This window comes from Prosthecobacter sp., from assembly GCF_014879935.1.
Taxonomy (GTDB): Bacteria; Verrucomicrobiota; Verrucomicrobiia; order Verrucomicrobiales; family Verrucomicrobiaceae; genus Prosthecobacter.
Genome location: NZ_JACSRD010000112.1, coordinates 15,204 through 35,602, shown reverse-complemented (window position 1 = coordinate 35,602; position 20,399 = coordinate 15,204). Strand labels below are relative to the sequence as shown.

Sequence of the window (20,399 nt, the reverse complement as noted above, 5' to 3'; positions counted from 1 at the left end):
TAAGGGTCGAAATATGTTCTCACTCCGCAACGGCTCGCTTTTGGCGAACGCCCTGCTCGTCGCCATTGGCGCCGCGGCAGGGGCTGGAGTGACGGTGCTGCTCTCTCCCATGATGAGCGACACCGACCTGCGATCCCAGCACCGCGATGCGGTGCCAGGAGGTTCGCCGGATCGCGGGCAAGCGCTCACGACACCCGCGCCCGGCGGGTCTTCCGGCGAGGGCAAGGCCGGTGCTCCCTCGCTGTCCTCGGCCATGCAGGAGGTCGATCCCCAGGAGCGTTCAGCGATGCTCCGTGACGCGGGTGCCGAAGCTGCGCGGCAGGATCCTGCCACGGCGCTGCAGGTCATGCAGACGATTTCCTCCGAGCAGGACAAGCTCGACTACCTGCGCGGCATCTACTCTGTCTGGAGCGACACGGATCCCATCGCCGCCCTCGATTACGCCCGCACCTCGCTCCATGCCGGCACCATGCGCTCGGAGTCCATCGGCATCGCCGTGAACAAGTGGGCGGCGCGGGACGCCCGCGCCGCGTGGATGTGGGCGGATGAGAATCTCAGCGGTCCTCTCAAAGACCAGGCGCTCACCGATGTGATGATCGGCTGGACGCGCCGCACGCCGGCCGCTGCTGCCCAGTGGCTCAGCTCCACCGGATATCTCTCCCAGCCTCTCATTGCCGCCACGGCCACCACTTGGGCCGAACAAAACGCCCTCGCTGCTGCAAACTGGGCCGCTTCTTTGACCAACGCCGACGCAAGACGCACTGCGGAGGTTTCCGTCGCCAGTCAATGGTCCCTGCAGCACCCGCAGGAAGCCGCTGAGCACTATGCCGAGGCCGTCTCCCAGCCGGACGGCGCCGCGCTGGCGGCGGCCATCGCCGATATTTGGGGAACCACCGATCCGGCCGCGACTGCGGACTGGATTCGCACCCTTCCGGCAGGGCCGGGCCGGGACGAAGCCGCCGCCACGCTCGCCACCGTCTGGGCTGCCAGCGACATCGAGGCCGCCACCTCGTGGAGCACTTCGCTGGCCGATGCGAGTGTGCGCCGCCAGGCCATCACGCACATCGGCACCATGTGGGGGGCCATGGAGCCGGACAAGGCGCTGGCTTGGCTCGACTCCCAGCCGAGGGAACTCGCCACGGAAGGATACGCCGGAGCCTACAATTCCTGGGCTGCCACCGATCCCATCGGCCTCCGTCAATGGGTGGACGCCAACCCGGTCGCGCCCTCCATGGATCAGGCTCGTCTGAGCCTCGCTGACATGCTCGCGTCGTCCGACATTGGTGCCTCGCTCGTTCTTGCCAACCAGCTCTCCACCTCGCGCGGCCGTGACGACGCTCTCGCCCGCTACTACCGTGCCTGGCGCAAAACCGATGACCAGTCCGCCCAAGACTGGCTCGCCACCAACTGGTCCACCTTTTCCAACTCCACGCAGCAACGTCTGACCATCGAGCAGTATCGCCCGATCGTGGCGAGGTAGCCGGGTACGCCAATTCTGGCCGCATCACACACCCACCGGCAGCGTCAGGGCAAACTCCGTCCACTCGCCATCGCTGCGCACCAGCTCCAAGTCACCGCCGTGGGCTCGGGCGAGTTCACGGGCGATGTTCAGGCCCAGACCGTGACCGGTTTGACCTTCGCCGACTTGGGAACCGCGGCGGAAACGCTCGAAGATGCCTTCGCGATCCGCTTCGGGAAGTGCAGGACCGGTGTTCGCCACCGACAGATGCGCCACATTGCCCTCCCGTTTCGTCGTGATGCGCACCCGCCCGCCTTCCGGGGTGTATTTGGCCGCGTTTTCGACCAGGTTCTGCGAAACCATTGCCACGTGGCGGCGATCCGCGCACACGGTGAGCCCGGGCGTGAGAGCACTCTCCACCTCCAGGCGGTCATGAGCCAGCACACTGAGGTCGTCGAGCGCCTCAGCGGCCAGATCGCTCAAATCGAAGGGCTGGCTCTCCAAACGCAGCCGCCTCGCGTCTGTGCCTGCCAGCAGCAGCAGGTCCTGAATCAGCCCCGTGAGCCGCCGCACCTGACGCAGCAGGCCGTCGAGTTCCTCGCGTGCGGCGGAGCCGATTTCAGGCGAGTCACGCAGCGACTCCAACCCCGCCCGCATCACCGCCACCGGCGTTTTGAGCTGGTGCGAGGCGTCGGCCGAAAACCGTGCCGCGGAGGTGTAGGCGGCACGCATGCGGTCAAACGCGCTGTTCAGCACCACGGTGAGCCGCGCGATCTCGTCGTCCGCAGGCGGTGTCGGCAGGCGCTCGGAGAGGTTTTCGACCGAAATGGCCTCTGCAGCCGAGGAAAGCGCCGCCAAGGGTGCCACGGCACGATTTCCGAGCCACAAACCGCCGGCAAAGACCATCACGCCGATGAGGGGCAGCGTCATCAGCAGTCCAAAACGCAGATCCGCATGAAAGGCCTCCAGCGGCGCGAGGCTCATCGCCACATGCACGGTGAAGTCACCCATCTTGAAGCTGCCTGCACGGCACGCCTGCCCAGCCACCGTCACGGTGCGGAACCCTGGCGGCCCCTCGATGCTGGCGCCCTGCAGATTCGGTGAGTGATACAAAAGCTGCCCTTCGGGTCCCATCAGCATCAGGTGGTGCTCACGCAGATCCAGGGGCACAAACTTCGCGCTGAGCGGGTGCCGCGGGTTCACCGGGGCGCCGCGGAAATTGCGCAGGTCACGCACCAGTTCGTCCGCATTGTCGAGAAGCTCGTCATCCACCTCCTTGCGCTGGCGGTGGTAGAGGATGGTGAAAAAGAACACTGCAGTGACCATGAGCGTCAGCATGGTCAGCAGCGCCGCGTAGGCGCCGGTTTTGATCTTGAGCGGCCACCGTCTCATTCGGTCACGGCCATCTGGTAGCCCGCGCCGCGCACGGTGCGAATCAAATTCGCCCCGTCGTCGAGCTCCAGCTTCTTGCGCAGCCGCATGATGAAGATCTCCACCGTGCGGGTGTCATACTGGTGCTCGCGCTGCCAGATGCGCTCGCAGATGTCATTGCGGGAAAAGACGCGCGCCGGCTCCTTCATAAGGATTTGCAGCACCTCGAACTCACGCGGCGAGAGTTCGATCTTCTCGCCCTTCCGCGTCACTTTGCGCTTTGGCACGTCCATGACCACATCGCCCGCCTTGATCACGTCTCCCTCGGCGATCGTGCCGCCACGGCGCCCGAGCACATTCACCCGCGCCACCAGTTCATCCATGGAGAAAGGCTTCGCCAGATAGTCGTCCGCACCACCATTCAGGCCACGCAGACGGCTTTCCACATCGCCGTGTGAGGTCAGCATGATCACCCGGGAGGATGACTGGGACTGTCTCAGCCGCGAAAGCACGGTGAAACCGTCCATCGTGGGCAGGTTCACATCCAGCACGATGAGGTCCGGACGGCGGTTCAGCGCCGTCTCCAGGGCTTCCTGACCATCGTGCCGAACTTCTGTCGAATGACCGCTGCGCGTCAGCGCACCCGCGATGTGGCGGGCAAGATCCGGCTCGTCTTCAACAACAAGGATGTTCATGGGCTAAATGGGAGGCTGTGCGGCAGATGGCTGGAGCCTAGCAGTCTCCGCTGGCGGCCGATAAGGGAAAATCAGTAACTGAATGGTTACTGACCTCGCTTCACTGCCGTTTTCCTCCTTGGAAGCATCACATATACTCAAAACATGATGCGTTGATGTGACAGTTGACCCTTCGCGCACTTTGGGTAGTTTCCGACCATGCCTGCCCGTCCCAACTGCCGCCCTGAACTCGAAGCCGCCCTGCGTCAGCGCATCCTCGTGATCGATGGCGCGATGGGGACGACGATCCGGCAGTATAAGGCCAAGGGCGTGCTCGATGAGGCCTCCGCTCGCGGTGAGCGCTTCCGCGACAACGAGAAGGACATCCTGAACAACGGCGACATCCTCTCGATCACTCGCCCGGACATCATTGAGGACATCCACAAGCGCTTCCTCGAAGCGGGTGCGGACATCATCGAGACGAACACGTTTTCGGCGACGAGCATCGCGCAGGCGGAATTCTTCCGCGAAGGGAAGAAGAACCCGGAATTCTTCCAGGGCATCATCGAGGACACGTTTCTGAATGATCTCGCGTGGGAGATCAATTTCGAGTCCGCTCGCCAGTGCCGCAAATGGGCCGACATCGTGGCTGAGCAGACGGGACGGAAGCGCTACGTCGCGGGAGCGATCGGACCGCTCACGGTGTCGCTGTCGCAGTTCCCGGACTTGAGCGATTTGAGCTTCCGCTACGTCACCTTCGATCAGGTGAAGCAGGCGTATAAGCATCAGGTGCGTGCGTTGATCGCTGGTGGCGTCGATACGCTGCTCGTCGAGACGATTTTCGATTCGTTGAATGCGAAGACAGCGCTCGTGGCGATCCGCGAGGTCTTTGAAGAGGACAAACTGGAGCTGCCGGTGCAGATCAGCGCCGCCGTCGGCCCCGGTGGCGAGACGATGATCTCCGGGCAGGTCACGGAGGCCTATTTGAATGCCATGCGGCATGTGAAGCCGCTGTCGATCGGCCTGAACTGCTCGCTCGGCCCGGACAAGATGCGTCCCTTCCTCGCGGAGCTCGCGGCGAAGGCGGATTGCTTCGTCTCGTGCTACCCGAACGCCGGCATGCCGAACCCGCTCGCGCCCACCGGCTTCGATTTGCTGCCGCCGGACATGGCCGGTTACGCCACCGACTTCGCCAGCAGCGGCTTCGTGAACATCATGGGCGGCTGCTGCGGCAACACGCCCGAGCACATCGCCGCAATCGCGAAGGCCGTCGAAAAACTCGCGCCGCGCGAAATCCCCGCCGATCCGCACACGATGCGACTCAGCGGCTCGCAGCCGTATGTGCTGAGCCCCGGCTCGAACTACCTCATGATCGGCGAGCGCACGAACGTGGCCGGCTCGCCGAAATTCGCGAAGCTCATCAAGGAAAACAAACTCGAGGAGGCCGTCGCCATCGCGCGTCAGCAGGTCGAGAGCGGCGCGAACGTCATCGACGTCTGCATGGATGAGGGTCTCATCGACGGCGTGCCGATGATGACGAAGTTTTTGATCCTCCTGCAAACCGAGCCGGAGGTGAACAAGGTGCCGATCATGGTCGATTCCTCGAAGTGGGAGATCATCGAGGCCGGTCTGAAGTGCCTGCAGGGCAAAGGCATCGTGAACTCCATCTCGCTGAAGGAAGGCGAGGCGAAGTTCAAGGAATACGCCACGAAGATCAAACAATACGGCGCCGCCACGGTGGTGATGGCCTTCGACGAGCAAGGCCAGGCCGCGACTTACGAAGACAAGATCCGCATCTGCGAGCGAGCGTATCGTATCCTCGTCGATGAGGTCGGTTTCCCGCCCGAGGACATCATTTTCGATCCAAACATCCTCACCGTCGCAACCGGCATCGAGGAGCACAACAACTACGCGCTCGATTTCATCAACGCGACGCGCTGGATCAAAGAAAACCTGCCTTACGCGAAGGTCAGCGGCGGCGTGAGCAACATCAGCTTCAGCTTCCGCGGCAACAACAAGGTGCGCGAAGCCATGCACAGCGTGTTTTTGTATCACGCGATCAAAGCAGGCATGGACATGGGCATCGTTAATGCCGGCATGCTCGAAGTTTACGAGGAAATCCCGCCGGAGATGCTCGTGAAGGTCGAGGACGTCATCCTCAACCGCAACGCCACCGCCACCGAGGTGCTCGTCGATTACGCCGAGCAGTTCAAAGGCCAGGCCGGTAGCGCGAAGAAGACCGAAGTCGATCTCAGCTGGCGCAATGAGAGCGTCGAGAAGCGACTCGAGCACGCGTTGCTCAAAGGCATCACCGATTTCATCAACGAAGACACCGCCGAAGCACTCGCGAAGCTCGGCAAACCGCTCTCCGTCATCGAAGGCCCGCTCATGGACGGCATGAGCGTCGTCGGTGACCTCTTCGGCGCTGGGAAGATGTTCCTGCCGCAGGTCGTGAAAAGCGCCCGCGTGATGAAGCAGAGCGTCGCGTATTTGCAGCCCTACATGGAGGCCGAAAAAGCCCGCAAGGCCCGCGAACGCGAGCTGCTCATCGAGATCGCGGAGAAGACCGTGAAGGCACTCGAAAGCGACCGTGACGTGACTGCCGTCGAAGGCTTCACGTACACGCCCTATCCCGGCCTCAGCCTCGAAGAGCGCCGCATCGAGGTGAAATTCGCCGCCGAGCTCGCTGCTGACCTCGAATCTGCCGCCACCGAGTACAAGCGCCGCTTTGCCAACGTCCTCGACCGCAACAACGTCCAGGAACTCAGCCCCGACTACGCCGCCACCCGCGAAAGCCGCCAAAAGTGGAGCGTCGCCACGCTGGAGCCTGCGGGTGCGTTTGTGGACTGGATGTTCGAAAAGATCGTGAGCGCCGCCAAACTGGGCGATGTGATCGTTTTCAATGCCGGAGGCCAGGGCAGCGGGAAGACGACGGCCACGCGATCCTTCTCTGATGATGATGCCATTCTTGTCATGGATGGAACCTTGCAGAATCTGAGCCGCAGCCGGATTCATATCCAGTGCGCCCTGGAGTCAGGCATTCATCTGCAAGTCAGGTTTGTTTACTGTCCCTGGCGGCAGGCTGTCGCCAACATGGTCAGGCGCTCCGTCGAGGAAGGTGGCCGCATCGTGCCTCTGCGACGTGCTGCTGGCGGACATTTTCAGGCTGCGCGAACCACTCTTCACCTGGCTTCCGAAAATGAGAACAACCCTCTTTTTGAGCTGATCATCATCGATAACAGCGTGTTCGGATCGCCAACCCTACGCGATCAGGACTGGCTTCTGGACCATCTTCACAAATCTATTGAAAACCTGCTGCAAACCGGTGAATCTTATCTCCATGAACACTTCGACGCTTCAAGCCGCCCCGACCTCTACCGTCGTGAAATCCTCGAAGGGTTTCTCCAGCGACGAGTTGAAGCAGGTACGACGCAGCCTCAGCGAGCAGGCTCCGATGCTCTCACTGCGCAAAGCTTGGCTGAGGGAGCTGGAGGCTCACGGTCTCGTGGAGGCGTGCAGACAGCATCATCAGATGGAGCAACTGGCGCAGGCGCAAGCCATGACACAGGAGCAACAGGCGCAGGCGGTCATCGACTACCAGACGAGGTTGGAGGAGGATATCCGGGCGTTCGAGCTCACTCAGGCTCGGTTCAAGGAAATGCAGGCGGCTCTGGCGGCCTGACCGCCGCTGATTTGATCCCTGCCGAGGCGGCGAAGCAGGGTGGTGGCAAAATCGTCCTCGCCACCGTGAAGGGCGATGTGCATGACATCGGCAAAAACATTGTCGGCATCGTTTTGGCCTGCAATGGCTTCGAAGTCACCGACATGGGCGTCATGGTGCCATGCCAGAAGATTCTCGACAAAGCTGTCGAAGTCGGCGCCGATGTCATCGGCCTCAGCGGCCTCATCACGCCGTCGCTCGATGAAATGGTGCACGTCGCGGCGGAAATGGAGCGACTCGGCTTCAAGCAGCCGCTTTTGATCGGCGGCGCCACCACCAGCCCCGCGCACACCGCCATCAAGATCGCGCCGAAATACAGCGGACCCATCGTGCATGTGCTCGATGCCTCCCGCAGCGTGCCGGTGACCACTTCGCTGCTCTCCGACGATCAACGCGAAGGCTTCATCAAATCCAACGAAGAACGCCACGCCCGCCTCCGCGAGGAATATGGCAAGAAGAAGGACCGCCAGCTCCTCAGCCTCGACGAATCACGCGAGAAGGGCCAAAAATTCGACTGGAGCACGCAGGACATCGCCACGCCGAGCTTCACCGGCACGAAGGTGTATGAAGGCGCGGACCTGATCGCCACGCTGCGCGAGTTCATCGACTGGTCGCCCTTCTTCCACTCGTGGGAGCTGCGCGGACGCTGGATCGCGAATGAAGGCCGTTTCTCCTCCGCGCATGAAGATGCCGAAATGAAGCTCAAAGCCGAAGCAGAGGCTTTGAAGCTCTACAACGACGCCAACACACTCCTCGACCGCATTATCGCGGAGAAGCGTTTCACCGCGAAAGGCGTCTTTGGCCTCTTCCCCGCCAACAGCGTCGGCGACGACATCGAAGTCTATGAAGGCGGGAAGCTCAAAACAACCTTCCACACGCTGCGCCAGCAAGTCATCAAGAAGGACAAGGCCAACTTCGCGCTCAGCGACTACGTCGCGCCGAAATCCAGCGGCCGCACCGACCACATCGGCGGCTTCTGCGTCGGCATTCACGGTGCCGATGAGCTCGCGAAGGAGTTTGATGCCGCGCACGATCCCTACCACGGCATTTTGACCAAAGCCGTCGCCGACCGACTCGCCGAGGCCTTCGCCGAGTATCTGCATCAGCAAGCCCGCTTCGCCTGGGGCTACGAAAAGCCCGGCGACATCGCCAACGCCGATCTCATCAAGGAAAACTACCGCGGCATCCGCCCCGCGCCCGGTTATCCCGCGCAGCCCGACCACACCGAGAAGCCCATCCTCTTCGCGTTGCTCGACGCCACCGCCAAAACCGGCGTCGAACTCACCGAAAGCATGGCCATGCACCCCGGCAGCGCCGTCAGCGGCCTCTACTTCGCCCACCCCGAGTCCCACTACTTCGGCATCAGCGTCCTCGGCAAAGACCAAGTCGAAGACTACGCCAAACGCAAAGGCATGAGCGTCGAGGAGATGGAACGCTGGCTCGGCCCTTGGCTCGGGTATTGAGTTCGCAAGCCGCCCACTTGAGCGACCTCGCAGCGCAGACCGATCGCGTGTTCATGCCAGAACCGGCCAGGTGCCGGTGATCTGATCGTGCAGCGCACGTCGCGGACGCAGCAGGCTGTGAAGCCAAAGCGACAGCGCGGCCATTCCCGCCACGCACACAACGATGAGCGAGCCGGGCATCAGCGGCCATTTCATCAGCATGAGCAGCAGAGCGAGGCCGAACGCGGGCAGCCAGCCGAGCAATGCACGCCACAGAAGCCTGGCGCGACCCGCAGGACGCCCGTCCATGAGCACATAATCGACTCCGAAGGCCCGCGGCAACACGCTGCGGCGCAGCAGCACGGTCAGCAGCAGGCTGCAGAACATCAGGCTCATCAACAGGCTGCAACTGAAGCGAACCATGTCCTGCATGCTCATGAGACTCCGGCCGGACTGGCGGGAGCTTTCCAAGCGGGCCACCGTCTTGAGTGTCGGGGCAAAGACACGTTCCGCCTCCGCCACTTCCGCCGCCGTGGGCGCAGGGTGTTTCTTCACCAGTTCCTCGACCCGGTCGTGATGCTGGATGAGGATGCTTTTCACCTCCGAGCTGCTCCATTCAGCCTCATCGCGAACGAACCGGCCGTAGCGGGAGGAGAGCAGCACGCCCAGCAGGCGCCGGGCCTTCTCCTTGTCCTCTTTCAGCACGGCATACAGCGGATCGTTGTCCGTCGGCGGTGGCAGGAAGCGGGCCATCATCTCCATCGTGTCGAACTGGAAGACGACTTTCGATGCCTCGCTCAGTTGTGGATGGCGGGCGTGCATCTCACGGGCTTTTTCCATGAAAGGACCTGTCACCAGGAGTCCCAGCAGCATCAGCAACGACGGAGAAGCCGGAAGCAGCAGCAGCATGGCACGTTTCAGCCGGCTCACGGACGCGGGCATCGTCAGCAGCGGTTTGAGAGAGGCCAGCGCGACCTCTGGCGCTGCCTTCACCAGGCTGTTCAGCCAGGCCCTTGCCGCGGCAGGCATCGGGGCGTGAGCGGCACGTTCCATGGCTGCGGCAGGCGGGACGGCGAGGCCTTCCAGCACTGTCTGCGCGGTGTGATTGAGAAAATGCGCCGCCTGCACCTTCGGCGCGTTTCCTGGGCCCGGCGCAGTGAAGGGCAGCACCTTCAGCCGTTGCTCCGCAGTGATCCACAGTTGATCGAGACCCAGCGTTGGCGGCAGGGAGCCCTCCCTGCGCGAAGCTTCGAGTTCCTGCGCCAGATCGTGCAGCCAGCCTCGCACCACCGACCACGGCTGCGGCTCGCGCGCGAGTTGCAGCAAAGCGGTGCCGGCAGGTGCTTCATAGGCATCCCAGTGATGATCTGCCGTCATCCCGCTCGCCAGCCAGCGCAGGCGGGTGAAACGCGTGACCGGATGCCGTGGCGAACCGTCTTTACCTGGATGAAGACGCAGCCACACACGCCGCAGCAGGCGCGGATCAAAGCCCAGCAGCAGCGTGTCCTCCGCTCGTTCCTCCAGCATGCCGAGCACTTGATAGGGGCCGATCGGCTCCTGCCCGGAGGCGTTCTGCGCGGACACCGGCTCCTGGATGGGACTGGCGGCGGCCTTCTCGGCATGCACAGCGGCTTTTTCCACCACACGCGTGCCTGTCAGCAGGTCATGCACGGCCGCGTAGCCATTGCGCCGGCGGATCGTCACAAACAAGAGCAGCCGGTAAACCGGCAGCGCATAGGCCAGCAGCACGCGCGTGTTGAAGGTCGCGCCCGCCAGCGGCAGCAGCATCATCACCAGGCCAGGCAGATACAGGATGAGATAGCGTCCCGCGGCACGCGGCAGGCCTGGAGCGCCGCGATCCCCGCGCACCACCCGCAGTCCGACCAAGGCCTGACCAATCGTGGCACCCCACAGCCCCTGCGGCACGATCAGCAGCCCCGCCAGGAACAAAAACGACGCCCACATGCCCCAGCTCCATCCGCCGATGTCCTGGCCGATCTCCGAGGCATCCAGCAGCCAGAGTGAGACCATCAGGCCAAGAGCCGCCTCGATCAAATAGTCCAGCAGCCAGGACGCAAACCGCAGCCCCACGGAGGTCGGCGTCGGCGCGGTGCTGCGGAAAGGCAGCAGCAACGACTTCAGCTCCGCGTAAGTGGCGGGGCGGTTGCCCGCCTGCTTCGCCAGGCAGCGCGTGAGCACGTTCACGATCTCCCTCGGCAGGCCGGCACGCAGTTTCGCCGGATCTCGCGGCGCCTTGTCGAGCGCGTTCGCCATCAGTTGCATCACGTTCGCGCCTTCGAACGGTGTCTGGCCCGTGAGCAGATAATACAGTGTGACTCCGACCGCGTAGATGTCACTGCGCACGTCCAGCGGCTCGCCACGGAGCTGCTCCGGGCTGCAAAACGCCGGCGTGCCGAGGAAGACGCCGTGCTGCGTCACATTCAGATCGCGGCTGCCCTCCGTGCTGATGCTCAGGCCGAAATCACCCACCTTCACCATGCCATCCGTGTCGATGAAGCAGTTCGCCGGCTTGATGTCGCGATGCAGCACGCCCGCCGCCTCCGCCGCCTCCAGGCCGGCGATGATGTCCAGAATGGCGTCCACCGCCTCGCCCACTGGCAGCGGTCCTTTCTCCGCCACACGCTGCTGCAAGGTGCCGCCGCCGATCAGCTCCATCGCGATCACGCTGCGCCCCTCGATCTCCTCCGTGCCAAAGATGTACACGCTGTTCGCATGGTTGATGGAGGCCGCCACGCGTCCCTCGCGCAGGAATCGTGTCCGCGATTCCACATCCGCCAGCCGTTGCGAGAGCACTTTGAGCGCGATGCGCCGTCCCGTGGCCGCTTCCGTCGCCGCATACACCGCCCCCATGCCTCCGCGCCCCAGCTCCTGCTCGATGCGGTAGCCGCCAAAGACCTCGCCTGGCTGCAAACGCCGCTCCGGCAGTTTTTCAGCCGCAAGCATGCGCGTGGCATCCGCATCCGCGCCCATGCTCAGCAGGCAGGCGGGGCATTCAGCCTCCGCGGAAGGCAGCGGAGCACGGCAGCGAGGGCAGGGAAAGGAGGCAGGAGAGTTCATGGCATTCCTGTTTGAAGGAATGGCGGCGGCGGGTTGCAAAAAAGTTTTCAGCCCTGCCGCAGCAGCGCCGCGAGGTGGCGCATCTCGGCCTCGATCTCGCCTTCCTCCGAAACGGTGCGGGAGACCTCCGCGCGGAGGATTTCGCGATACTGGTGCCGCAGGCGATGAACCGCCGTCTTCAGCGCGGACTCGCTGAAGCCGAGCTTTTGCATCGTTTCGGCCCGTGGAGGCTCGTTTCCGGTCAAAGAGCCGCGCAGGGCGTCAAACAGCTCCGCCTTGCCCGCGGCCGCGTAGGCTTCGCGGAGCTGCTTCAGCGCGCGATCCACCAGGGTGAAGGCCCAGCGGCGGTCAAACACCGTCTCCGGCGTGCCTTCCGCGCTCGAGGGCTCGGCGGCGTAACGTTCCTCCGCGTCCAGCGCGTCCCACTCCAGGATCTTGCCGCCGCCGCGCTTCAGCGTGCGTTTTTTGTCCTGCTCGTTCGCCAGGAAATGCGTCAGCGCCGCGAGCAAAAACGACCGCAGCCGTCCACGTGCGCGATCCGCCTGCGCGAGCGTGTTTTTCTCGATCAGCGCCACAAAGAACGACTGCGTCAGGTCCTGCGCATCCGCCGCGCTGTGCCCGCGCCGCCGCACGAAGGCGTAGAGCGGATACCAGTAGTCGCGACACAACCGCTCCAGCGCCTCCGCCGCCAGCGTGTCCTGCGCCGCGGCCCGGCCGACGAGCGTCCAGTGCGTCGTGGCAAACTGGCGCGCGCCAGGAATGATGGAGTCGTCATGCATGCGGCTGGATTGTGACTGCGGCGACGCTCTTATCGAAGATGCTTCGTCAAAAACGCGGCCATCGTCTTCAGCCGTGTTTCATCATAAAACTCCGCGCCGCCGTGCTTGCTGCCTGGCAGCAGGATCAGCGTCACGGGGCGTTTCTTCGCCTCATACGCCTTTGCGAGCTCCTGCGACTGCTGCGGCGGCATCTGCGGATCGGCGTCACCGTGGATCAACAGCAGCGGCGGGTCTTTCGCATCGAGGTGAGCCACGGGACTCGCCAGTTTGGCAAGATCGGGCACCTGGTCGGGAACATCGCCAAGGAGCAGTTGCAGCGCCGGAACGCGCATCTTGAGGCCGAACTCGGTGCTCTGGCCCAAAATCGACTGCAAGTTCGACGCGCCATACAAACTCACGATGCAGGCGATGTCGCTGCTTTGGTCCAAATGCTCGCCGATCTGGCCTTCGAGTGCCTTGTGGCCGTTCGTGACGCCAACGAGCGCCGCGAGGTGCCCGCCGGCCGATGAGCCGATGATCGCGATCTTGTCGGTGTTGAGATGAAACAGGTCCGATTTGGCCCGCAGGAAGCGAATCGCGGCCTTGATGTCGTGAATTTGCGCCGGAAAACGCGCTTGCGTTGACAGCCGGTAGTCCACGCTCGCAATCGCAAAGCCATGATCGAGCAGACCGGCGATTGGCACGTCCGCTTTGCTGCCCGCACGCCACGCGCCGCCGTGCACATAGACGATCAGCCGCGCATTCCCGGCCTTCGGCAGATGAAGGTCGAGTTTCAACACCGTTTCGCCCACGCGACCGTACTCGACATCGATCGTGGTGCTTTGCGCAAAGGCGGAGGCGACGGCGAGAAAGAACAGCGCGATGGATTTCATGCGAGAGTGCGGTGGATCAGCGGCGGCGCCGGTATCAACGGAACCAACTGCGGATGCGGTCAAACAGGCCGCGCTGAGACTGCGGCTGTGTGCGTGGTCGAGGAGCGGCGTAGCCCGTGTGCTCCATGCAGAAGCCCTGCGGCACGAGATCGTAAGGCAGGGCCTCCTCATAGGCGGTGCGGGCGTGGCCGCAGCCATCGGTGGCGAGCTGGCTGCTCACGCGGCAGAGCGTGACCTTGGTGAGCGGCAGCAGGACTTTCGGAACCTCCGTCTTGTAGCCAAGTGCGACGGCTTTTTTCATCACGTCGGCCCAGATCGGCAGCGCCAGCGTGCCGCCGTAGCCTTCATCGACAATGGTCTGCGGCTTGTCGAGGCCCACCCACACCCCGCAGCTCAAGCGGTCGGTGTAGCCGGCGAACCAGGCGTCCTTGTAATCATTGGTGGTGCCTGTCTTGCCACCGCCCGGCTCCTTGAAGCCGTAGGTGCTGCGCAAGGCGGCCGCCGTCCCGCGATCCAGCACCTGGGAGAGAATCTGCCGCATCAGGAGCGCCACGCTCGGCGTGATGACTTCCGATTCGAGGACGGGCGTCTGGTAGATGACGTTTCCGGCCTTGTCGATGATGCGGTCGATGAGAAAGGGGCGACGGCGGATGCCCTGGTTGGGGAAGATGCTGATGGCGCTGGTGAGCTGACGCGGATTGCCGCCCAGATTGCCGATGAAGATCTGCGGCGTGCGCTCGGCGGGTTTGCTGAAGCCGGCGTTGGTGAGCAGGTTGATGACGCGATCCAGGCCCGCGTAGTTGCCGAGGCGGACGGTCATCGTGTTGCGGCTGCGCACGAGGCCGTCGGTGACGGTGGAAAGGCCGAGGAACTTGCCGTCGGAGTTCTGCGGGCTCCAGCCAGGATCGGCTCCATCGATCTCGCCGGGCTGGATGGGCGCGTCATTGATATAAGTGCCGGGCATGAAACCCGAGGCGACGCCCGCGGCATAGACGAAAGGCTTCACGGTCGAACCGATCTGGCGTTCGCCCTGCATGGCCCGGTTGTACTTGCTGTGCCGATAGTCACGCCCGCCGACCACGGCGAGGATGCCGCCGGTTTGATTGTCCAGCATCATGACGGCGCTTTGCAGGTAAGGCGTGGACGAGATTTCCTGCGTGCCGTCCCACGTGCGGTCGAAATCCGCCTTCTTCGGGTGTTTGTAGCCGCGTTGCTTCTCCACCGCGCTGAGGCGCTTCTCCACCGATTCATCTGCCGCGTCCTGCAGCTCCTTGTTGAGGGTGGTGAAGACCTGCAGGCCGCCGTCCTCGATCTCCTGCTGCTCCAGGATCAGATCGAGATCACGCCGCACGGCATCGAGCGCGTAGCCGCCCTGGCTTTGAAAGGCAGGCTGGGCATGCAGCGCGATGTCGGCATAGCGCGCGGCGATTTCCTCCTCCGGCGTGATGACCTTCGTTTCCACCATGCGTTTCAGCACATCATCACGCTCCTTGAGGGCTCCCTCGTAATTGCGGAAGGGCGAGAACCGCGCCGGACTGCGAATGATGCCCGCGATCATCGCCGCCTCGCTCAGATTGAGCTGGCTGGCATGTTTGCCGAAGTAAACCTGGCTGGCGCGTTGCACCCCGTAGATGCCCGGGCCGTAGAAGATGCGGTTCACGTAGTGCTCGATGATCTGGTCCTTCGTGCAGGCCTTCTCGATGCGGCGGGCGAGCATCATCTCCACCAGCTTCCGATGCAGGCTGCGGTCATCGAGATCCGGGTAGCTGTTGCGTGCTAGCTGCATTGTCAGCGTGCTTGCACCCTGCACCACGCGCATGTCCTTGAGATTGCGGATCGTGGCACGCAGCACGCCTTTGTAGTCGATGCCGCCGTGGCTGTAGAAACGCGCGTCCTCACGGGCGAGCAGCGCCTTCACAAACCAGGGCGAAACCTCGCTGAGCGGCACGATGATGCGATTCTCGCCGTGCATGCGGCCGAGCACCTCGCCCTTGTAATCCATCACGATGGTGCGCTCGGGCATCTGGCCGAGCTTGGTGAGGTCGTAGTCCTTCGCGAGATTGCTGTAGATGCCGATGACCACCGCCGCGGTGACCGTGCAGAGAAGCGAGCCACTCATCAAAGTGATGATCGCGAGCCGCTTGAACGAGTGCCAGCGCGAGAGCGTGCGCTTCGCCGGCTTGCGGGCTTCGGAGGGCTGTTTTTTCATGCGGACGGGCATCGGGTCGCTGGTTTTCCACCAAAGATCAAGCCTCAGACGATGAACTCCGTGTGAACTTCGATTTCATCTTTGTTCGTGACATCGGCCCGTCCAGTTCCGTAGCATGACGCGAACTCCAACCCAACGCTCATGAAAACACTCTGTTCCGCCCTGCTGTTTGCATCCGTGCTCGCCGCCTGCGCCGCGCCGGTCGCCGCCTCCGCCCTCATCGAATCGCCGCAGACCGGCGGATTGAAGCTGGGCTCGCTCAGTTCCATCAGCTTTGGTCCCGGCGGGCTGCTGCTCGCCGCCGAACCGGGCACGGCGAGCATCGTCGCCATTCAAACGGGTGACACCGGCGCTGCGAAGGCGGTGTTGAAAAAGGCCGTGCCGGACATCGGCGCGGCGATCGCCGACGGCCTCGGTGCGAAGAAGGAGGACATCACCGTGAAGGACATGGCGGTGAATCCCGCCAGCGGCCGCATCTACCTCGCGGTGCAGCGTCGTCCGGACAATGCGGTGATGATCGTGACTGTCGATGCCGCGGGCAAAGTCGCCCCGCTGAATCTCGATCCGCTGCCCTGGGTGCGCGTGACGCTGCCCGGCGGCACCAGCAGCAAGGTGACCAACATCACCGACGTCGCCTTCGACAAGGACCGCGTGTTTGCCACCGGCACCTGCAATGAGGAGTTCGCCTCGCGCATCTTCACCATTCCGGTGCCGATCAAGAATGGCGCGACGGCGAATGTCTTCAGCGCCGAGACTTACCATGTGGCGCATCGGAAGTGGGAGACGAAGGCTCCGATCCAGAGCTTCGTGCCCTACGATTCGCCGGATGGCACCTATGTGGTGGGTGCTTTCGCCTGCACGCCGGTGGCGAAGTTCAAAGTGGACGACATTCAAAGCGGTGCGCAGGTCAAAGGCGTCAGCATGGTGGAACTCGGCAGCGGCAACCGTCCGCTGGACCTGTTCAGCTACACGGACAAGAGCGGCAAGGACTGGCTTGTGGTGCACACGCAGCGTTTCAAGCAGAACGCCTTCGGCCCCAGCAAGATGTGGGGCGCGCGCATCAGCATGGACTACCTCGACGGCAAGACGCCGGACAAGACGAACGAAAACGCCGCGCGTCGCGATGAGAAGCAGCACGAAGGGCCGGAGGGCATCGAGATCGTCGATGCGCTCTTCGGAGCCGTGCAGGTGGACAAGCTCAGCAACAGCGAGGCCGTGGTGCTGCGTGACAACGAAGGCACGCTGAGTCTCGAAGTCGCCGCCTTGCCGTGAGGTGTGAATCCAAGGAGCGGGACTGTCCCCAGTCCCGTTTCTGGAAGCCAGCGGAGCGGGCCGCTCCGTCTCCTTGATGTCGTGATCACGCTCCTCCGCCGGTTTGTCCCCCTTTTCTGGGGCGTGATGCTTCACGCCGGGGAAGCGCGCATCAATCAATCCGGGCAGATCGTGGTTCCGGGCGTCGATGTGCGCGTGTATCGAGGCGATGCGAAGGCTCCATTGTTCGGCAGCATCACGCGGGAGGAAAAAGCCGTGCGGTTTGTGCCGTCGCTGCCGCTGGTGGCAGGAGAGACCTATCGCATCGAGTTTCAGACGGCCGATGGCCGCTGGCACCGCGAGCCATGGCGCTTCGATCCGCTCAAGACCGAAGTGCCGGCCGTGGGCCTGGCACCCACGCCCGCTGTTTTGCCGGCGAACGCGCTCAAGGTGTATCTGCACTTCACGCAACCGATGGAGCAGGGCGTGTTTCTGGAGCGCATCTTCCTGCACCGTCAGGACGGTGGTGTCGTGGCAGGCGCGTTTCGCGAGACGGAGCTGTGGTCGCCGGATGGCCGGCGGCTGACGCTGTGGTTTCATCCGGGCCGGCAGAAGACAGGCGTGAACCTCAATCGCGACGAAGGGCCCGTATTGCGGGAAGGGGAACAGTGCTCGCTGAGGGTCGCGGGAGACTGGCGTTCCACGGCTGGAGTGGCGCTGGGAAAGGATGTCACCTTCGATGTCACTGCGGGGGCGGCTGATCATGGCTGCCCTGATCCCTTGAGTTGGACGGTCATGGCCCCCAAAGCGGGAAGCCGGGACATTCTGAGCGTCCGGTTCGATGAACCGCTCGATTCTGCGATGCTCTTGTCCGCTTTGGAGGTCAGTCTGGGCGGCAAGCCGGTCGAAGGGCAGGTGAAAGCCGCCGCCGATGCGCGCTCGTGGATCTTCACGCCCGCACAAGCGTGGCAGGCAGGTGAGCACACGATTCACATCGACCCGCTGCTGGAAGACCTGGCGGGCAACAACCTTCAGCACCCCTTTGAAGTGGACCGCGACCAGCCCGGGCAGGCCGCACGTGCGACGCTGCTGCGTTTTGAGGTGCGGTGAGGAGATTCGGCAAACGCGGCAGCCGAAAAGGTGAACGGGGGCAGCGGACGACGGCGCGAGGGCGTCCGCGCTCCCATCTACGATTCCAGCATGGCGCGGGCCTCGGCGTGGACGGCGTCGCGGAGTTTCTTGGGCGACACGACTTTCGCATGGCGGCCGAAGCCGAGCACCCAGCGGGTGATCTCCTCCAGCCCGGCCAGCTCGGCGCGGAATTCGATCTCGCTGCCATCGTCCTTCAGCGGGGTGATTTTCTGGCTGCGGTGCCAGCGGCCCTCCGCCACGTAGCGGGCGGCCCAGCCGGTGAGGCGGATGCAGGCCTCGAAGGTCTCCGCCTCCGCTCCGTAGCTCCACACGCCGAAGCCGGTGCTCAGGTGATCGCGGATGTGGAAGGCTGGATCGCGCACGAAGCGCGTCTTCAGCACCTCCAGGCCGCTGATGCGCTGGAGGGCAAAGGTGCGCCAGCCGCCCCGGTCCAGGTCATGCCCGATGACATACCACCCGTTCATCAGATTCCCCACGTGATGGGGCTGCAGCCGGCGCAGCTCGCCCCGGCCGCCGCCGCTGAGCTTGCGGTAGAAGAAGGCCACCTCCTGGCGGTTCAGCGCCGCGTCCAGCAGCGTGGAAAAGAGCGTGGCATCCACCTGCATGGCACCGGCATCCTTCACGGAGCAGGCGGCATTCAGGTCCTGCCAGTGGATGGACACCGCCTCCGGGCAGGCCCCGGCGATCTTGTTCAGGCTCTGCGCCACCTGCTTGTAGAGAGGCGTGCCCCGCAGCGGCTCCAGCGCCTTCAGCGCCACAAACAGCGCCACCAGCTCGCCACGGGAGAGCTGCATCGGCGCGAACTCACTCACCGGCCGGGTGAAGTAAAAGCCGTGCCGCACCTCGTCGTATTCCAGAGGCAGGTCCTTTTGATGTCGCAGGTGATCCAGGTCCCGCTGGATGGTCTTCGCTGACACCTCGATCTCCCGTGCCAGCGTCTGGCAGTTCGGATACTGGCCGGAGGCGATGATGCTGATGATGCGGCCCACGCGCCAGTCCACCGTGCGGCGGACACCCAGACGCGCGGCGGGCTGCACCCGGCTGGGGCGGGAAACGGGAAGGGAAGGGGCACGGACATGCATGGCAGGAAGCTTAAGATCTGTGGAGTAAATAAGCATGAAAAGTCGCGGGTGTCAGCCAGCAAATGTCCAACCCCATGTGGCAAGATGCGCCTGTCATGAGCAACACATCCTCCGCACCCTCCGTCACCGCCGAAAAACACATCGAAATCGCCTACATTCTGGACCGCAGTGGGTCCATGCAGCCCCTCCAGGAGGCTGCCGTCGCCGCCTTCAATGACTTCCTGAAGGTCCAGCTGACCGTGCCGGGAGAGGCACGGCTCACGCTGGTGCAGTTTGACGACCAGTATGAGGTTCCGGTCAATGCCCTGCGCCTTCAGGAAGTGCCGCAGCTCACCGCCGCCACCTTTGTGCCGCGTGGCGGCACCGCCTTGCTCGATGCCATCGGCCGCACCCTCAAGGAGCTCGACATCCGCCTGCAAAAGCTGCCGCCCGCGCACCAGCCGGCGAAGGTCATCGTCGCCATCTTCACCGACGGGGAGGAAAACGCCTCCCGGCAGTACACGCTCGCGCACGTGAGCGACCTCATCGCCCACCATCGCGATGCGAAGGGCTGGGAGTTCTACTTCCTCGCCGCGAACCAGGACGCCATCGCCACCGCCGCCTCCCTCAGCATCAGCGCTAGCCACAGCGGCAGCGTGGCGGCCAGCGCGGCGGGAATGATGTCCACCGGTGGGGCCATCGCACGGAAAGTGCGCGCCTCCCGGGTCCTGGCCTCGGCCATCCCCCCGCCGCCGGACGTGCTCGCCGACGCCGTCAAGCCCATGAGTGAGATCGTCAAAGAGGAGGAAGCGAAGCAGTAGCCTGGAGGAGCCGGTGGGTCAGTGAGCCAGAGAGTCAGTGGGTCAGTGCTTGGAAGTCCCGCCCGCATCGCTGCGGGCGGGGTCAGTTTTTGAAATCACGCATCATGAAACATCCTCAGCCGCTTGAAGCATTCTTTGCGTTCTGCCTGGTCGGGACGGTCCTCGCGGGCATGGCCGGACTGGCCCTGCTCGCCGCCTTGCTGGGCATGACGGCGGCGGGCAGCCTGGCGTGCAGGCGCGTTCGCCAGAACGCGGGGTTTCCGCGTCCTGTGGTCACCTATCTCGAAAAACCCTCGCCCGACGAGCCGCTCATCCGGCTGGAACGCGGCCAGACGGCCATCGTTCCCTGGCCGCAGCCGCTGCAAGTCCTCCTCCCCGAGGGAACGCACCTGCAAATCCTCGAAGCCAACCCAGAGCGCGTCCGCGTCATGGCGGTGTGAACCAGATCACCATAATAAACTTATGGACGATTGCTCAGATTACGACTTGAATGTCATCGTGAATTCCAT

Annotated in this window: 13 protein-coding genes and 1 pseudogene; 7 read left to right on the top strand and 7 right to left on the bottom strand. The window is 63.7% G+C overall.

The window, feature by feature from the left end; genetic code table 11:
* The first annotated feature begins 13 nt into the window (after positions 1 to 13).
* The gene (locus IAE77_RS07795; protein ID WP_294224300.1) at positions 14 to 1,480 is read left to right on the top strand and encodes a hypothetical protein; all 1,467 of its coding nucleotides are present in this window, start codon (positions 14 to 16) and stop codon (positions 1,478 to 1,480) included.
* A 24-nt stretch (positions 1,481 to 1,504) separates the two neighbouring features.
* On the opposite strand, the gene IAE77_RS07790 is transcribed toward IAE77_RS07795, so the two are convergent.
* Both IAE77_RS07790 and IAE77_RS07785 read right to left on the bottom strand, forming a co-directional pair.
* Positions 1,505 to 2,851, bottom strand: a complete 1,347-nt coding sequence (locus tag IAE77_RS07790) for a HAMP domain-containing sensor histidine kinase (RefSeq protein ID WP_294224298.1) — start codon at positions 2,849 to 2,851, stop codon at positions 1,505 to 1,507.
* Positions 2,848 to 3,525 carry a response regulator transcription factor gene (locus IAE77_RS07785; RefSeq protein WP_294224295.1) on the bottom strand — a complete coding sequence of 226 codons (678 nt, stop codon included), beginning with the start codon at positions 3,523 to 3,525 and terminating at the stop codon, positions 2,848 to 2,850. The genes IAE77_RS07790 and IAE77_RS07785 overlap by 4 nt, the downstream gene beginning before the upstream one ends.
* Before the next feature lie 198 nt (positions 3,526 to 3,723).
* Between IAE77_RS07785 and IAE77_RS30905 the strand changes: the two are divergent.
* A pseudogene (locus tag IAE77_RS30905) lies at positions 3,724 to 6,024 on the top strand (homocysteine S-methyltransferase family protein); the annotation flags it as partial.
* Positions 6,007 to 8,688, top strand: coding sequence for a vitamin B12 dependent-methionine synthase activation domain-containing protein (locus IAE77_RS30900; RefSeq protein WP_345780967.1), 2,682 nt, complete (start codon positions 6,007 to 6,009; stop codon positions 8,686 to 8,688). The pseudogene IAE77_RS30905 and the gene IAE77_RS30900, both read left to right, overlap by 18 nt.
* A 51-nt stretch (positions 8,689 to 8,739) precedes the next feature.
* Here IAE77_RS30900 and IAE77_RS07775 read toward each other — a convergent pair whose 3' ends face one another.
* Genes IAE77_RS07775 through IAE77_RS07760 form a run of 4 tightly spaced genes read right to left on the bottom strand, consistent with a single transcriptional unit; the run spans position 8,740 to position 15,605 of the window.
* A complete protein-coding gene (locus IAE77_RS07775) occupies positions 8,740 to 11,745 on the bottom strand; it encodes a protein kinase (RefSeq protein WP_294224288.1) in 3,006 nt (1,001 codons plus the stop codon).
* A gap of 47 nt (positions 11,746 to 11,792) precedes the next feature.
* The gene (locus tag IAE77_RS07770) at positions 11,793 to 12,524 is read right to left on the bottom strand and encodes a hypothetical protein (RefSeq protein WP_294224285.1); all 732 of its coding nucleotides are present in this window, start codon (positions 12,522 to 12,524) and stop codon (positions 11,793 to 11,795) included.
* Between the two features lie 29 nt (positions 12,525 to 12,553).
* The gene (locus IAE77_RS07765) at positions 12,554 to 13,396 is read right to left on the bottom strand and encodes an alpha/beta hydrolase (RefSeq protein ID WP_294224282.1); all 843 of its coding nucleotides are present in this window, start codon (positions 13,394 to 13,396) and stop codon (positions 12,554 to 12,556) included.
* 34 nt (positions 13,397 to 13,430) lie between these two features.
* Positions 13,431 to 15,605, bottom strand: a complete 2,175-nt coding sequence (locus IAE77_RS07760; protein ID WP_294224278.1) for a PBP1A family penicillin-binding protein — start codon at positions 15,603 to 15,605, stop codon at positions 13,431 to 13,433.
* 141 nt (positions 15,606 to 15,746) lie between these two features.
* Between IAE77_RS07760 and IAE77_RS07755 the strand changes: the two genes are divergently transcribed.
* Both IAE77_RS07755 and IAE77_RS07750 read left to right on the top strand, forming a co-directional pair.
* Positions 15,747 to 16,877: a hypothetical protein gene (locus IAE77_RS07755; RefSeq protein WP_294224276.1), complete on the top strand. Its 1,131-nt coding sequence runs from the start codon at positions 15,747 to 15,749 to the stop codon at positions 16,875 to 16,877.
* Between the two features lie 81 nt (positions 16,878 to 16,958).
* Positions 16,959 to 17,966 carry a hypothetical protein gene (locus IAE77_RS07750; protein ID WP_294224274.1) on the top strand — a complete coding sequence of 336 codons (1,008 nt, stop codon included), beginning with the start codon at positions 16,959 to 16,961 and terminating at the stop codon, positions 17,964 to 17,966.
* Positions 17,967 to 18,043: 77 nt separating this feature from the next.
* On the opposite strand, the gene IAE77_RS07745 is transcribed toward IAE77_RS07750, so the two are convergent.
* The gene (locus IAE77_RS07745; protein ID WP_294224271.1) at positions 18,044 to 19,090 is read right to left on the bottom strand and encodes a WYL domain-containing protein; all 1,047 of its coding nucleotides are present in this window, start codon (positions 19,088 to 19,090) and stop codon (positions 18,044 to 18,046) included.
* A 95-nt stretch (positions 19,091 to 19,185) separates the two neighbouring features.
* Between IAE77_RS07745 and IAE77_RS07740 the strand changes: the two genes are divergently transcribed.
* Together IAE77_RS07740 and IAE77_RS07735 are read left to right on the top strand one after the other, a co-directional pair.
* Positions 19,186 to 19,890 (top strand): VWA domain-containing protein, encoded by a 705-nt coding sequence (locus IAE77_RS07740; protein WP_294224268.1) that lies wholly within the window; start codon positions 19,186 to 19,188, stop codon positions 19,888 to 19,890.
* Positions 19,891 to 19,994: 104 nt separating this feature from the next.
* Positions 19,995 to 20,330 (top strand): hypothetical protein, encoded by a 336-nt coding sequence (locus tag IAE77_RS07735; protein ID WP_294224264.1) that lies wholly within the window; start codon positions 19,995 to 19,997, stop codon positions 20,328 to 20,330.
* The last annotated feature ends 69 nt before the right edge of the window (positions 20,331 to 20,399 follow it).